The 13,572-nt window shown below is 56.6% G+C and carries 17 protein-coding genes; 11 read left to right on the top strand and 6 right to left on the bottom strand.

Features of this window, described 5'->3' with window-relative positions; all coding sequences use genetic code 11:
• Window positions 1–215 precede the first annotated feature (215 nt).
• From ACODR9_RS06255 to ACODR9_RS06235, 5 genes are all read left to right on the top strand, one after another.
• Window positions 216–752, top strand: coding sequence for a PAAR domain-containing protein (locus tag ACODR9_RS06255; protein WP_488808235.1), 537 nt, complete (start codon window positions 216–218; stop codon window positions 750–752).
• Between the two features lie 2 nt (window positions 753–754).
• Entirely contained in the window at window positions 755–1,375 is a 621-nt protein-coding gene (locus ACODR9_RS06250; protein WP_488808234.1) for a hypothetical protein, read from the top strand.
• Window positions 1,376–1,377: 2 nt separating this feature from the next.
• Window positions 1,378–1,683 carry a hypothetical protein gene (locus ACODR9_RS06245; RefSeq protein ID WP_488808233.1) on the top strand — a complete coding sequence of 102 codons (306 nt, stop codon included), beginning with the start codon at window positions 1,378–1,380 and terminating at the stop codon, window positions 1,681–1,683.
• A gap of 206 nt (window positions 1,684–1,889) precedes the next feature.
• Window positions 1,890–2,204: a hypothetical protein gene (locus ACODR9_RS06240; protein ID WP_488808232.1), complete on the top strand. Its 315-nt coding sequence runs from the start codon at window positions 1,890–1,892 to the stop codon at window positions 2,202–2,204.
• Between the two features lie 298 nt (window positions 2,205–2,502).
• Window positions 2,503–2,979, top strand: a complete 477-nt coding sequence (locus ACODR9_RS06235) for a lysozyme inhibitor LprI family protein (protein WP_488808231.1) — start codon at window positions 2,503–2,505, stop codon at window positions 2,977–2,979.
• A gap of 105 nt (window positions 2,980–3,084) precedes the next feature.
• Here the strand turns inward: ACODR9_RS06235 and ACODR9_RS06230 are convergent, their stop codons facing one another.
• Together ACODR9_RS06230 and ACODR9_RS06225 are read right to left on the bottom strand one after the other, a co-directional pair.
• On the bottom strand, window positions 3,085–4,701 hold the full coding sequence (locus ACODR9_RS06230; RefSeq protein ID WP_488808229.1) for an FMN-binding glutamate synthase family protein: 1,617 nt from the start codon (window positions 4,699–4,701) through the stop codon (window positions 3,085–3,087).
• Between the two features lie 123 nt (window positions 4,702–4,824).
• Window positions 4,825–5,232, bottom strand: a complete 408-nt coding sequence (locus ACODR9_RS06225; protein WP_488808228.1) for a ribonucleotide reductase subunit alpha — start codon at window positions 5,230–5,232, stop codon at window positions 4,825–4,827.
• A gap of 177 nt (window positions 5,233–5,409) precedes the next feature.
• Between ACODR9_RS06225 and ACODR9_RS06220 the strand changes: the two genes are divergently transcribed.
• A complete protein-coding gene (locus ACODR9_RS06220) occupies window positions 5,410–6,270 on the top strand; it encodes a DMT family transporter (RefSeq protein ID WP_488808227.1) in 861 nt (286 codons plus the stop codon).
• Window positions 6,271–6,284: 14 nt separating this feature from the next.
• Here the strand turns inward: ACODR9_RS06220 and ACODR9_RS06215 are convergent, their stop codons facing one another.
• Together ACODR9_RS06215 and ompR are read right to left on the bottom strand one after the other, a co-directional pair.
• Window positions 6,285–7,604, bottom strand: a complete 1,320-nt coding sequence (locus tag ACODR9_RS06215; RefSeq protein WP_488808225.1) for an ATP-binding protein — start codon at window positions 7,602–7,604, stop codon at window positions 6,285–6,287.
• A 3-nt stretch (window positions 7,605–7,607) separates the two neighbouring features.
• On the bottom strand, window positions 7,608–8,333 hold the full coding sequence (gene ompR, locus ACODR9_RS06210; RefSeq protein WP_488808223.1) for an osmolarity response regulator transcription factor OmpR: 726 nt from the start codon (window positions 8,331–8,333) through the stop codon (window positions 7,608–7,610).
• A gap of 217 nt (window positions 8,334–8,550) precedes the next feature.
• Here ompR and ACODR9_RS06205 point away from each other — a divergent pair, with 217 nt between their 5' ends.
• The 3 genes from ACODR9_RS06205 (at window position 8,551) to ACODR9_RS06195 (ending at window position 9,785) form a co-directional block, all read left to right on the top strand.
• The gene (locus ACODR9_RS06205) at window positions 8,551–8,775 is read left to right on the top strand and encodes a hypothetical protein (protein WP_488808222.1); all 225 of its coding nucleotides are present in this window, start codon (window positions 8,551–8,553) and stop codon (window positions 8,773–8,775) included.
• A 98-nt stretch (window positions 8,776–8,873) separates the two neighbouring features.
• Complete coding sequence (locus ACODR9_RS06200; RefSeq protein WP_488808221.1) at window positions 8,874–9,251, top strand: hypothetical protein; 378 nt, start codon at window positions 8,874–8,876, stop codon at window positions 9,249–9,251.
• A 48-nt stretch (window positions 9,252–9,299) separates the two neighbouring features.
• A complete protein-coding gene (locus ACODR9_RS06195; RefSeq protein WP_488808219.1) occupies window positions 9,300–9,785 on the top strand; it encodes a hypothetical protein in 486 nt (161 codons plus the stop codon).
• Between the two features lie 48 nt (window positions 9,786–9,833).
• Here ACODR9_RS06195 and ACODR9_RS06190 read toward each other — a convergent pair whose 3' ends face one another.
• Window positions 9,834–10,808: a quinone oxidoreductase family protein gene (locus tag ACODR9_RS06190; protein WP_488808218.1), complete on the bottom strand. Its 975-nt coding sequence runs from the start codon at window positions 10,806–10,808 to the stop codon at window positions 9,834–9,836.
• 197 nt (window positions 10,809–11,005) lie between these two features.
• Here ACODR9_RS06190 and ACODR9_RS06185 point away from each other — a divergent pair, with 197 nt between their 5' ends.
• Together ACODR9_RS06185 and ACODR9_RS06180 are read left to right on the top strand one after the other, a co-directional pair.
• Entirely contained in the window at window positions 11,006–11,563 is a 558-nt protein-coding gene (locus ACODR9_RS06185; protein WP_488808430.1) for a heme NO-binding domain-containing protein, read from the top strand.
• Window positions 11,560–12,945, top strand: coding sequence for an ATP-binding protein (locus tag ACODR9_RS06180; RefSeq protein WP_488808217.1), 1,386 nt, complete (start codon window positions 11,560–11,562; stop codon window positions 12,943–12,945). Before ACODR9_RS06185 ends, ACODR9_RS06180 begins: the two co-directional genes overlap by 4 nt.
• Here the strand turns inward: ACODR9_RS06180 and ACODR9_RS06175 are convergent.
• Window positions 12,920–13,489, bottom strand: a complete 570-nt coding sequence (locus ACODR9_RS06175; RefSeq protein WP_488808216.1) for a YqiA/YcfP family alpha/beta fold hydrolase — start codon at window positions 13,487–13,489, stop codon at window positions 12,920–12,922. The genes ACODR9_RS06180 and ACODR9_RS06175 overlap by 26 nt on opposite strands.
• Window positions 13,490–13,572 lie beyond the last annotated feature (83 nt).

Here is a 13,572-nt window from a genome sequence, read left to right as displayed (position 1 = left end):
ATTATTGCGACCAAATTAAGCACATGGGTAGCATGTGCAAATTATTATTTAATATAGTCAGGGAGAATATTGAGAGGGAATTAACGGTGGCTGTTATCGTTGGCTGTACTGCTGAAGAATAAATATCGTGATGGATTTAATACTAATCAGCGTATGGTCCAATGCATTTGATAGTAGGTAAGGTAAATTTAATTTGCGATATGGAGTTTATGGCAATGAAGAAGTATGCAGCCATACGTGGGGATAGAACAAGTAGTGGGGCAAAATTGCTTGGTGAAGGAGTATCAACAATTGAGGATGTGGATGGAGGAATGATGCCTTATTGTCTTGAAAATGAGGCATTCACTTGCCCTAAGTGCAACACTATTGGGCATTTGGTGAGTAGTGGTGGATTGGGTTGGCCTGATAATGGCAGGAGAATAATTTTAGATGGCGACATTGCCGCCTGTGCGTGCAACCCAAAGCCACGAGTCATTGCGAGTCGACAGTATTTATCTTTTGTTGAGGTGAGTGATTTTACTCCAAAAATAACAGGAATAAGTAGTAGTAATTTTTCGGTAGTTGAGGGGGAATTATTTAATGATAAATATGTAATCAAGGATGAATATGGTGTTCCTATGGCAGGTGTAGAATATGCCCTATCTATTAATAATGGGGAGCCTGAATATGGAATAACCGATATACAAGGTCACACGCATCTACTTGCATCAATTGCAGAACAACATACTGTTGATATTTATCTGGAGAGCTAAGCATGAATCAACAGATTAAATCCCCAAGCACGGGTAAGACACTCATCAAGGTAGCAAGCAAACAATTAACCCCAACATCTGATAGCAGTGTCAAAGCCGTAACGGTTCCACGAGAGACGATTGAAGTTATTATCAGTGACTCCAGAATGGTCAGCCAAGGCTCACAATGGGGACATGCTGCAATTGTCATTGACGGTAAAGTATATAGCCGTGGGCATGAGGAATATGTCACCATGAGTAAAGACGTGTATCTTTACGGTGGTGAATATGACCGTGCTCTAAAAAAAGGTGAAAAAATGAAGGGGCAAGGTTTTCGAGACAATATAGGACTGTGGCTATGGGTTTCGCCACGAGAAAAGCTGATTGTAAAAAATGAGCTAGAAAGGCGTGTGAAGTTTGATCGAGATAGAATTATTAAGCAGGGAAACATTAATCCATCCAGCTACAGCGTGTTCAATGACTCATGTTCTTCAAACGTGGCAGATGCCTTGGAACTTGTTGGAATACTTGCACATGATCCACGATGGTTGCCATTTCCAGTAACCCCAGGTGAGCTATTAGCAGTCTTGGGTAAGTCAAATAGACTTGTTAAAAAAACACCCTATCAAAAAACAGGTAACTGAAATTGAAATTCGCATTATTCTTACTGCTCGGATTGATAGTTGGTGCAGTCTCAACCGCCGCCTATTTTACTGAGCCAGTTTTTTGGCACAAAAATATAAAGCTGATCAAACATATTGAGAAAAATGACAGTAGGATTGTCTTTGAAACTTCAGCGCTGAATAAGGAGAAATTTAAGATAAAAAAGAATGAGTCTTGCTTTCTAATTGACGATGGGGAATTTAGCTTTTTTAAAGCCGACCCCAAAGACTATACAATATTAAAGGCGCTCATCATTTGTCCTGACCATGGGGCTGGATGGATAGATTAAGTATCCGACCTTTGAATACACTCATGAGCTGTTATTTTTATTGACAGAGCTGCCTGTTGTTGGCTGCTCATTAAGTCTAATTAAATTTGTAGTAAAGTGCTGTGGCAGATTGTAGTCTCTATATGAGTGGTGCCGATATATGCGTATTGTTGGAAAAGTCTAGTGCCTTCTTCAGATAAATCTCTACCTCAGGATAAAGCAAGATCATGAAGTTACTTACATTGCTCATCGGCATGACTCTTGGCGCTGGCGCTGTCTTCATATACCACCTAGTTGCTAGGCCAATATTTTGGCAGAACCCGGTTGACGTGATTGAAGTACATTTTGAGTCCGCAGTCATTACTGCATTTAAAACGGAACAGGGGAAGGAAGCTGCATTTTTAATCCATAAGGGAGCACGTTGCTATCGAATGAATGATGAGTCCAGTTCATTTGCTAGGATTGATCCGAAAGATTATATGATACTAAACAAATTTGTCATCTGCCCTGGCTTGGGTGCTGGGTGGGTATCCGGTCTCTGAATCTGTTTATGAAACGGCTAGTTTTATTGATAGGGCTACTAATCGTTGGCTGCTCACCGTGTCCGGTTAAAGTTGTTGCTTCAAAAAGAATCAATGTCTATCAACGACCTGTTGATGGAACGAGTGATTTAGCCTTCAATGTAAAGACTGGAGATATTTGTTTATCGTCGATGAATAACAGAATAAGGTTTTATTTATTCAAAAAAATGAAATGTAAAGGGTGTATTGCTTGAAATACGGGTTGGGCAGGTTTCCGTTTCGAGTATGGGTGGTGGTAGATGGAGTAAAGGGAGGGTTTGTGAAGTTGAGTATTGGGTTCTATTTTACATTCCTTCTCATTATTTCCCCATATTGCTTTTCTGCAAAAAATCCATATGCATCAGTAGAGTACTCAAGTAAGGCATATTTTGGAAATTTGAGTCATGAAGAAATATATAAGTTATGCATAAAGCCAGAGTTAGGTGGTACCGAACTTATTAAAGGATGTACGAAATTGAAATGGGAGCGCATTGATAAAAAGCTAAAATTAATTTACCGTAACGCCGTAAATAAGAAAATTAAAAATGATCATATTAATAATACGAAAATTGCATATGCAATGAAGGCTGAGAAAAATAAATGGGAGAAATATCGTCAACATCATTGTGATATGGTTTATTTTTCTCTCGGTGGTGATGATCCATCCCAAGGAGGAGGGACGGGCGTTCCTGCAGAGTACATGAGTTGTATGATAGAAATGGCAAAAAATAGAATAAAAAAACTGCAATATCATTAATAAGTTATTGGTGATATAGCTGTCGCTGTCGGGAAGGCCGCAAAAATGGAACAAAGCAGACCGAACAACAAACACTTATCCGGCCCGCCTCATTATCTTGTCAAATCACGCATGGTGCGTGGCCGGCGCAAAACTGCCCGCCTGCGCCATACGCCACATGCGGCCATAGAACTCGGCCTTGATGTCGCTGCCCAGCAGCTCGCCGGGCTGCAAAAACACATGCAGCTGCGAGTACAGGCGGATTTCAGTATCGCTGACCCGTCTTACCAGATGATGGGCTGCCAGTTGGGAAGGGTGGCTGAGGCCAGCGGCAGCCAGCATCTCGGCCAGCGCATGCAGGGTGTTGCGGTGAAAGTGAAACACCCGTTCGGCCTTGTCCGGCACTACCAGCGCACGCTGGCGCAGTGGATCTTGCGTGGCCACGCCGGTGGGGCAGCGGTTGGTGTGGCAGCTTTGGCTCTGGATGCAGCCGACGGCAAACATGAAGCCGCGCGCCGAGTTGGCCCAGTCCGCGCCAATGGCCAGCACGCTGGCAATATCAAAGGCGCTGACAATCTTGCCGCTGGCACCCAGCTTGATCTTGTCGCGCAGGTTTAGTCCCACCAGGGTGTTGTGGACAAACAGCAGGCCCTCGCGCAGCGGCACGCCAATGTGGTCGGTAAACTCCAGCGGTGCCGCGCCGGTGCCGCCTTCCTTGCCGTCCACCACAATGAAGTCCGGCAGAATGCCGCTCTCCAGCATGGCCTTGGCAATGGCCATGAACTCCCACGGATGACCCAGGCACAGCTTGAAACCCACCGGCTTGCCGCCGGACAGCTCACGCAGCCGGGCAATGAAGGCCATCATCTCCAGCGGGGTGGAAAAGGCGCTGTGGCTGGAGGGCGACACGCAATCCTGCCCCAGCGGCACACCACGGGTGGCGGCAATTTCCGGCGTCACCTTGTGCTTGGGCAGAATGCCGCCGTGGCCCGGCTTGGCGCCCTGGCTAAGCTTGATTTCAATCATCTTCACCTGCGGGTTTTGGGCCTGGGCGGCAAAGCGTGCCGGGTCGAAATGCCCGTCTGCATCGCGGCAGCCAAAGTAGCCGCTGCCCAGCTCCCATACCAGATCACCGCCATGTTCCAGATGATAGGGGCTGATGCTGCCTTCGCCGGTGTCGTGGTAGAAGCCGCCTTGTTTGGCCCCCTGATTGAGTGCGCGGATGGCATTGGCACTGAGCGCACCAAAACTCATGGCCGAGATATTGAATACCGAGGCGGAGTAGGGCTGGCGGCATTGCGGCCCGCCAATCTGGATGCGAAAACCAGCCGGGTCGCTGCGCGGGGCCGGGCGGATGGAGTGGCTGATGAATTCGAAGCCGCTGCCGTAGACATCCAGCAGGGTGCCAAAGGGTTTGTCGGCCTGGGTGTTCTTGGCGCGGGCGTATACCAGCGAGCGCTGATCTCGCGAGAAGGGTAGTTGTTCGCCATCGGCCTCCAGCAGGTACTGGCGGATTTCTGGCCGAATGGCTTCCACCAGATAGCGGATATTACCCAGCACCGGGTAATTACGCCGTACTGCGTGACGGGCTTGCGTGAGGTCCAGCACGCCCAGCAGGCTGAGGGCCATGGCGGCAAGGGTGAAGGGCCACAACCATTCCAGCTGATGCAGCGCAAGGCCGATCAGGCTGAACAGGATGCAAGCGACAAAAAAGGCATAGCGGCTGAGCAGGGACAGGTTCATGCAGGCTCCGGCGGGCGTGGCTGAGGACAGTTGCTGTGCGACCGATGGTGAGTCGGGTCGCACAGGGTGCTTCAGCTTAGCGTTCTGCGCCGGCTTGTGCCATGACTGGCTGCATGGCTGGTTTCAGTGAAAGCGGACCGGTTCGCCTTGGCGATCAAAAGCCAGGTAGCGGGAGATATCGCCACCGGTTTGAATGGTCTGGATCATGCGCTTGAGTACGGCTTCGATATCGGCTGCCGGTGGCGGGCCACCGGCGCTGCCGTCCAGACAGGCAACAAACACGATTTGCCACGGCTCACCGATGCGGGCAGATTCGGCTTGCAGGCTGGCAAAATCCACCAGTTCGCTGGCTGCACGGTCCAGACACATCACGGGTAGCAGGATGCCACCCTCGCCACGGGCAAAACGCTCGGCTTCCTGCGGCTGGTGGTCGTCATGCAGTACGGCCTTGGAAAACACCATCAGCAGATGCTGCGGTGCGGCTTGCTGGCGGGCAGCGGCCAGCAGGGCGTTGAAATCGTGAATATCCATACGGGTTGGCACTCGGCAAGGGGGGGGTAGTGTCGAGTGTGCAGCCTGGACCGGGGCCTTGGCTATTCACCGCAGTAACTAGTTATCCCCCACAGAGGAATTAGGGCGCAACAAAGCGGGTGCGGGTCGGTACCTGTCCATTTATGCTGGCAGCCATGACAACAGGGAGGTGCGACGATGAATCGCGATATGGCTGGGCTGGTGCTGCTGGCGGCCTTGTGGGGAGGCTCGTTTCTGTTCATGCGGGTAGCGGTGCCTGAATTGGGCGCCTTTGCGCTGATTGCATTGCGGCTGGCCCTGGCGGCCCTGGTGTTGTTGCCGGTTCTGCTGCTGCGTGGCGGCCTGCCCTTGTGGCGGCAGCACTGGCTGCGCATTGCTGTAGTGGGGGTGTTTCTGTCCGCCCTTCCGTTTTGCCTGATTGCCTGGGCCAGCCTCAGTTTGCCGGCGGGTGTGGCTTCGGTATTGAATGCCACCACCCCCTTGATGACAGCCTTGTGGGCGATGCCGCTGGCCGGGGAGCGCATGACGCTGCCGCGTGCCAGTGGCTTGCTGCTGGGTCTGGCTGGCGTGCTGGTGTTGATGCTGGGGCGTGGTGCCACATTTGATGTGCACGCTTTGCTGCCGGTGCTGGCCATGCTGGGGGCAACGGCTTGTTACGGTTGGTCTGGCCATATGGCACGCCGTTGGCTGCCGGGTTTGCCGCCGCTGGTGACGGCGACTGGCAGCCTGTTCAGCGGGGCGGTGCTGGTTACACCGCTGGCCTTGCTTAATCTGCCGGCGCAGCCGCCGTCACCCATGGTATGGGGCGCGGTCTTGCTGCTGGCGCTGGGCTGCACCTCTCTGGCCTACCTGATTTTCTACCGGCTGATCGACCGGCTGGGGGCGACCCGTGCCAGCAGCGTCACCTATCTGGTGCCGGTATTTGGCGTGTTGTGGGGGGCGATTTTCCTGCATGAGCAGGTGGGTTTGCTGATGCTGCTGGGTGGGCTGCTGATTTTGAGTGGAGTGTTGTTGCTGGGCTGGCGGCGTCAGTCCTGAGCCGCCAGCCGGGTTCAGTTGGCGGGCAAGCTGGTTTGCGGTAGCAGAATGCGCACCCGGAAGCCGCCGTCGGCCTCATCAGAAAACTGCAGCTGACCGTGGTGCTGTTTCACCACGCGCGAAACAATGGCCAGCCCCAGGCCGCTGCCGCCATCGGTGCCACGGTGTTCGGCCAGGCGCTCAAACGGTGCCAGCGCCGACTCGCGCAGCGCCGTCGGAATACCCGCGCCATGGTCGATCACGCTCAGTGCTGCCATGCCGTCGCATTGGTCGATTTCCACCCGTACCGGTGGCTTGCCGTAGCGGCGGGCGTTTTCCAGCAGATTGGACAACAGGCGCTCCAGTGCCAGTGCATCGGCCTGCAGCTCGGGTTCGGCATGGCGAACCAGGCTGACATCCAGCCCGCTGCGGGCCAGGCGGGCCACCACGCTGTCGGCTAGTTCCGCCAGCGCCACCGGTTCCAGCCGGGCCGATTCCTCGGCGCGGGCAAAATCGATGAACTGGCGCACAATGCGCGACAGCTCGTCGATATCGGCCAGCATGTCCGGGGTGTCGGCATTGGTTTCCTGCAATTCCAGCATCAGCTTCAGCCGGGTCAGCGGCGTACGCAGGTCATGCGACAGCCCGGCCAGCATCAGCCGGCGTTCGCGGGCGGCACTGTCCAGGGCACTGGCCATGTGGTTGAAGCCGCGTGCCAGGGCAGCCAGCTCTCGCGGGCCATCCTCCTGCAGCACCGGTGGCATATTGCCGCGTGCCAGTTCACGCGATGCCTCCACAACCTTGCCGATGGGGCGGGTGATGCGCCATGTCACCAAGGAGGCCAGCAAGGTGGCCAGCAAGGTGGCCAGCAGGGCGGCCTGTATCAGTGAATAGATGGGGCGGTCGCTGTAACGGCCAAAGGGGATCACCAGCCAGTAGGGGGTATCCAGCACATGTACGTTCACCCACAGCTCGTTGCGATCCTCGCGGTGCACCATGTAACCGTGCACGGTGTCGTCCAGGCCCTTGCTCAGGCGGCTGACCAGGCTGTTGGCCACGCGTGGCAGTTCCCGGTCGAACTGTTGGTGAGCGGAGGCCTCCTGCGGCAGCAGCCGTGGCAGGCCGGGACGGTTGTAACTGGCCAGAAACGCGGTGCGCTGCGCCGGGTTCATGTTGTCCATTGAACCTTCCAGAAAGGCCAGAGTGTCCACCACCTGTGCAAACAGCTGCTTGTCCATCAGCTTGTGACGCTCGCCTGCCGCAATGTACACGGTGACGATCTGGGTGGTGACCACCACCACCACCACCAGCACGATCAGGCGAAACAGCAGGGAGCCGGTAATGCGTCGCAGCACCGCTTACTCCCGCTCACTGCCGTCAGGCACGAAGACATAGCCATAGCCCCATACCGTCTGGATAAAACGCAGCGGGCTGTCGCCACCTTCCAGGGTCTTGCGCAGGCGCGAGATGTGCACGTCAATGCTGCGGTCCAGCGATTCTCCATTGCCCTTGCCCAGTGCCATCTCCATCAGCTGTTCGCGGGTGAGCGGGCGGCGCGGGTGGGTGGCCAGTACGGTGAGCACGGCAAATTCCGCCGTGGTCAGCGATAGTGCCTGCTGGCTCTTTTGCAATTCGCGACGGCCCAGATTGAGCTGGAAGTCGCCAAATTCGATGATTTCGTCAGATTCGTGGCGGGCGGCCAGCGCCGGCGTGGCATGATGACGGCGCAATACCGACTGGATACGGGCAGTCAGCTCGCGCGGATTGAAAGGCTTGGGCAGATAATCGTCGGCCCCCATTTCCAGTCCCAGAATGCGGTCCACATCCTCGCCGCGTGCGGTCAGCATGATGACGGGTACGGTCTCACCCTGGGCACGCAGGCGGCGTACCACGGCCAGGCCATCGTCACCGGGCATCATCACGTCCAGCACCATCAGGTCGGGGCGGTTGCGTGCCAGCTTGCGGTCCAGTTCGCGGGCGTCCGGCAGGGTGTCCACCACATAGCCTTGCTGGCCCAGATAGCGTGTAAGCAGCTCGCGCAGCTTGGCGTCGTCGTCGACGATGAGAATTTTGTTGTGTTCCATGATGTTTTCCTTGGTGACCGGGGCAAGCGCAACCGGCCCGCATGCTGATGGCAAAGCTTAACCTGCCCCGGCCCGGCAGGCGATGGTGGATCATGAATTTATGTGTCAACGCTGACAGCCATTCACATAAGTTAACATTTGGTAACATGCGGCACACGGTTGCGCAAAGACGGCCTTCTAGACTGCAAGCGTGTCCTGCCTGCCGGAGATCATGATGATGAATAAGCCACTGATTTTAATGGTCGTTGCTGTTTCTGCCCTGGCGCTGTCGCCACTGGCTAGTGCCACCGAACATGGTGGCAATGGTGCGGATATCCGTGAAGCCCGCCAGATGGCGCTGGCGCAGTCCGGCTCGTCTGGCGTGGCGGCACCGGTTGACGCGACCGGCAGCCAGCCAGCGGTTATGCCCGATTCCATGCGCCGGCCGACGGGCGAGAAATAATATTGTCAGCGCCCCTGGCGCTTTTCCCCACCCGCCTTCTGCCGCGATTCCCAAGCATCGTCGTGGCAGGAGGCCTGATGTCAGGTTAAAATAAAGCCATGAAGTACCATGCCATTTATGTCTTGCTGTTTGCCACGGTGACGGCTTGCGCCTTGCCGGCGGCGGCACATGGCCCGAATGGCCCGGAAGAAGGCGCGACGGCGTTTCCGCATTTTCCCCGCCAGTCGGCGGGGGAGGAACGTCGTTTGCGCAATCTGCGTCTGAAGGAAGCGGTGCAGGCTGGTGATTTGTCACCAGAAGATGCACGAAGGCTGCAGCACAAGCATCTGCCGCCGGGCTTGCCGTCAGGTGGTGCTGGTGGGCCAGACCGGTTTGCACCGGATGGTTTTTCCCATCCGCCATTGCCGCCCCCGGGGCAGCGCAACTTCTGGCGTGACAAGCGGCAAAAGTCGCAGGAGCAGTACCAGAACGATTGAGCCGGCTGCATGGGTAGCCGGAGATTGCCAGTGGCAAGGATCACGGCCTTGAATAAAGCTTGGGGAAAGTGGAATAGCGCTAGCCGGTTGGCGGGAATGGCCATGCTGGTGTCGGCAATGTGGTCGGTGGCCGTATTGGCGGCACCTGATTGCGACAAGGCCATGGCACCGCAACGGTGTGCCAGTTACCGTCAGGGCTGGCTTAGCTGCAATGACATGGTAGAAGGAGCACGCCGCTCCTGCATCGAGCAATACACGCCAGCACTCAGTTGCAAGCGCAGCCGCGATGCACGCCATTGCGAAGCGCTGCAGGCTGCACAGACGGCATGTGATGGCAGTGAAGGCCAGGCAAGACGCAGCTGTGTGCGCGAGCAGTTGCCTGCTCCCGATTGCAGCCGCGCCGCCAGCAAGGCGCGTTGCGAACAACGTGCGGCTGCCGAATTGAATTGCGCGGAAAGTGCTGGTCAGCAGGGGCGCGAATGTGTGCGCAAAGCGCTGATTCCGGCCCCTGCTGCGCTGCCTGCCGGACACTGAGCCCCGGCAGCATTCGTTTATCTCTCGTGGCTTACCTAGCGTGGCGCATTACGGCAGCAGGATGAGCGAGCCTGTGGTGCTGCGGCTTTCCAGGTCGCGGTGCGCCTGCGCTGCATCGGCCAGTGCGTAACGGGCAGAGGGCTGAACCTTGATGGCACCACTGGTCAGACCTTCGAACAATGCCTGGGCTGATGCTTCCAGCTCGGGACGGCTGGCAATGTAATCACCCAGTTTGGGACGGGTGAAAAACAGGGAGCCCTTTTGCGACAGCAGGAGCGGCTCGAAGGCCGGCACCGCCCCGGATGCATTACCAAAGCTGACAAAGGTGCCGCGTGGTGCCAGGCTGTTCAGCGACATCTCAAAAGTACTTTTCCCCACCGAGTCGTACACCACCGGCACACCCTTGCCGTCAGTCAGCGCGCGTACCCTGGCCACCACGTCTTCCTCGTTGTAGTTGATGACATGGCTGCAGCCCAGTTGACGCGCCAGCTCGCCCTTGGCCGCTGAACCTACCGTGCCTATTACCCGCACACCCAGCGATGCCAGCCACTGCACCGCAATCTGGCCCACACCACCGGCAGCTGCATGCCACAGCACGGTCATGCCGGGCTGAACGGCAAAAGCACGGCGAATCAGGTACTCCACAGTCATGCCTTGCAACATGATGCAGGCGGCAACGTCATCGCTGATGTTGTCTGGCAGTTTCACCAGTACGGCGGCCGGAATCAGCCGCTGGCTGCTGTACGCACCCAGCGGGCCGCCAGCATAGGCAACCCGGTCGCCTACCGCGACATGACTTACTCCGGCGCCGACAGCCAGCACCGTACCGGCTGCTTCACAACCAAGGCCGCTGGGCAGATTGACCGGATACAGTCCGCTACGCTGGTAGGTGTCGATAAAATTAATGCCGATGGCCGTATGCTGCAGCAGTACTTCGTCCGGGCCGGGGCTGCCGATGGCGACTTCATCCAGCTGCAATACCTCGGGGCCGCCGTGGCGATGAAAACGGATGGCCTGACTCATTTTGCCCGCCTTTCCTGGCTAGTTGACAGCGTTTGAGTCTGCGCCAGCCGGCTTGGCAAGTGCAAGTCCGCTTTGCCGAACACACTGTTTATTAAGGCGGACTATCTGGTTTTTGCCATTATTTGTTCCTACATTGAATCAATCCCCTAGTGCCGAGCCGTCTGTGGCATGGCTGGTTAAGGGGACGGCTGACCGTGATGAGGAAAGGAAGCGGCATGAAAGGCGTGGTGTTTACCGAATTCATGGATATGGTGGAGGAGCGCTTTTCTGCCGACATGCTGGACGACATCATCGAGGACGCCGGCACGGCGTCGGATGGTGCGTACACCGCAGTCGGTTCTTATCCGTTTGCCGAGCTGTTGCGCCTGCTGGCTGCCTTGTCACAGCGTACCGGTATGGCAAGCCAGGAACTCATCTACCTGTTCGGCCATCATCTGTTTGGCCGCTTTACCACGCTCTATCCCTACAGCATCAAGGATTGTGCCGATGCCTTTACCGTGTTGGGCAATGTCGACCAGTACATCCATGTTGAGGTGCAAAAACTGTATCCGGAGGCCGAGTTGCCACAGATAACGGTAGTGAGCCGCGACCAGAAGCGGCTGGAATTGCTGTACAGCTCGCCACGCTGCCTGGCTCCGCTGGCGGCTGGACTGATTCAGGGGACGCTCGACCACTTTGGTGAGCAGGCCCGCATTGCTGTCGAGCCGCTGAACGAAACCGGTAGCCAGGTGCGTTTTGTGGTGGAGCATGTATGACTCAGGAAGAATTAAGCTATTTGCAAGACCAGCTAGCGCGCTACCAAAAGCGCTATCAGCGCGAGAGGCGCGCGCGCAAGGAAGCCGAAACCCTGCTGGAACAGCGTAGCCGTGCGCTGCATGATGCCAACTTCGAGCTTTCCACCGTAGCGGCACAGCTGGAAAAAATTGTGGAATGGCGCATGGCGCAACTGTCCGAGGCGCTGCTCAAGGCTGAAATGGCTGCCAAGGCAAAATCGGAATTCCTGGCGGTGATGAGCCATGAAATCCGCACCCCGCTTAATGGCGTGCTGGGCATGGCCGAGTTGTTGTCACACAGCCAGTTGACACAGGAACAGGGCGACCAGGTGGCTACCTTGCAGGAATGTGGAACCTCATTGCTGGTGCTGATCAACGACATTCTTGATCTGTCCAAGATTGATGCCGGCAAGCTGACCTTGGAGCAACGCCCCTTCAATCTGTACAGCCTGCTGGACAGCGTGGTGAACCTGTTTGAACCCAAAGCCACCGAAGCCGGGCTGACCGTCAACTGGCAGCGCCCGACCGGCCATGCCTGGCTGCTGGGCGATGCCACCCGCTTGCGGCAGATCACCAGCAATCTGTTGAGCAATGCCATCAAGTTTACCCATCAGGGCGGGATTACCATCAGCGTCAGCATCGCACCGCTGGAAGACACCTTCGACATGCTGCGCCTGCAGCTGGATATCCGCGATACCGGCATCGGCATGACCGAGGAGCAGATGAGCAAGGTATTCACTGCCTTCGAACAGGCCGATTCCACCACCACGCGCCGTTATGGCGGTACCGGGCTGGGGCTGGCCATTTGCCGTCGCCTGGCCGAGGCCATGGGCGGGCGTATTGATGTCAGCAGCACGCCAGGCAAGGGTAGCTGTTTCAGCGTCTACTGGGTGGCCAATTCGGTTGCGGCTCCGCCGGTTGAGACTCCGGCGGAACGACAGCCGCAGGTCATGCTGCCCGCCAGTGCCCAGACACTATCGGTGCTGGTGGCCGAGGACAATACGGTCAATCAGAAGCTGATCATCAAGCTGCTGGACAAGCTGGGCTATCGCGATGTGATGCTGGCCTGTAATGGCCGTCAGGCACTGGAGCGGGTTAGCCAGGGGGGTGTGGAACTGGTGTTGATGGATATGCAGATGCCGGAAATGGACGGGCTGGATGCCACCCGCGCCATTCGTCAGACCAGGCTGCAGCGTCAGCCGCACATTATTGCACTGACTGCCAATGCCTTTGAGGAAGACCGCGAGCGCTGCCAACAGGCCGGCATGGATGACTTCTTGTCCAAACCGGTAAGCCTGGAAAGGCTATCGGCAGCCATGCAACGCGGTCACAGCCAGCTCAATCTGCCTGGCACAGCCAGTTGAACAGGGCGGGCAGACAGGCAGGCCAACGCGCCAGGCGATGGTCGTCGCCGTTGAACACGCTCTGGCGCTGGCCCGCGTAATGGCGTGCCGCCAGACGCCAGTCCAGCACTTCGTCGGCAGTACCCAGCCACAGCCAGTACTTTCCTTGCTGGATTACCGCCTGACGCATGGCCAGCAAGGCCTGCAGGTCTTCATCTCCCAGCAGGTAGTCTTCCCCAGAATACGGGTTGTGCTGGGGGCCAAGGTAGCGCAGCAAATCCTGATCGGGCTGTACCGCCGGATTGATCAGCGCGGCCTTGCGGCCATGTTTTTCTGCCAGGGCGGTGGCGTAGTAGCCGCCCAGCGAGCTGCCGATCAGGGCGGTATCTGCCGGCAGCGACAGCAGCAAGGCCTCTGCCTGGGCAATCGCTTGCGCCGGGTGGGGCGACAGTTGCGGGCAGTGCAGGGTGATATCCGGGGCATGCTGTTGCAGCCAGCGGGCGGTCTCCTGGGCCTTGAGCGATTGCGGGCTGGAGTTGAATCCGTGCAGGTAAATGATGTGCATGGCGGGATAATCAAAAAACGGCAAGCCCAAAGGGTTGCCGTTTTTACTGGGCTTGGCAAGAAAAACTTGTTTCACGTGAAACA

This window comes from Aquitalea sp. FG25 (assembly GCF_057809375.1).
This window is presented reverse-complemented; position numbering and strand designations above follow the sequence as displayed.

Excerpts from the sequence above, each read along its gene's own strand:
- ompR (WP_488808223.1), bottom strand. The coding sequence starts at position 8,333 with ATGGAACACAACAAAATTCTCATCGTCGACGACGACGCCAAGCTGCGC.
- ACODR9_RS06180 (WP_488808217.1), top strand. The coding sequence starts at position 11,560 with ATGACTCAGGAAGAATTAAGCTATTTGCAAGACCAGCTAGCGCGCTAC.
- ACODR9_RS06225 (WP_488808228.1), bottom strand. The coding sequence starts at position 5,232 with ATGGATATTCACGATTTCAACGCCCTGCTGGCCGCTGCCCGCCAGCAA.
- ACODR9_RS06240 (WP_488808232.1), top strand. The coding sequence starts at position 1,890 with ATGAAGTTACTTACATTGCTCATCGGCATGACTCTTGGCGCTGGCGCT.
- ACODR9_RS06190 (WP_488808218.1), bottom strand. The coding sequence starts at position 10,808 with ATGAGTCAGGCCATCCGTTTTCATCGCCACGGCGGCCCCGAGGTATTG.
- ACODR9_RS06205 (WP_488808222.1), top strand. The coding sequence starts at position 8,551 with ATGAATAAGCCACTGATTTTAATGGTCGTTGCTGTTTCTGCCCTGGCG.
- ACODR9_RS06250 (WP_488808234.1), top strand. The coding sequence starts at position 755 with ATGAATCAACAGATTAAATCCCCAAGCACGGGTAAGACACTCATCAAG.
- ACODR9_RS06230 (WP_488808229.1), bottom strand. The coding sequence starts at position 4,701 with ATGAACCTGTCCCTGCTCAGCCGCTATGCCTTTTTTGTCGCTTGCATC.
- ACODR9_RS06255 (WP_488808235.1), top strand. The coding sequence starts at position 216 with ATGAAGAAGTATGCAGCCATACGTGGGGATAGAACAAGTAGTGGGGCA.
- ACODR9_RS06185 (WP_488808430.1), top strand. The coding sequence starts at position 11,006 with ATGAGGAAAGGAAGCGGCATGAAAGGCGTGGTGTTTACCGAATTCATG.
- ACODR9_RS06175 (WP_488808216.1), bottom strand. The coding sequence starts at position 13,489 with ATGCACATCATTTACCTGCACGGATTCAACTCCAGCCCGCAATCGCTC.
- ACODR9_RS06200 (WP_488808221.1), top strand. The coding sequence starts at position 8,874 with ATGAAGTACCATGCCATTTATGTCTTGCTGTTTGCCACGGTGACGGCT.
- ACODR9_RS06220 (WP_488808227.1), top strand. The coding sequence starts at position 5,410 with ATGAATCGCGATATGGCTGGGCTGGTGCTGCTGGCGGCCTTGTGGGGA.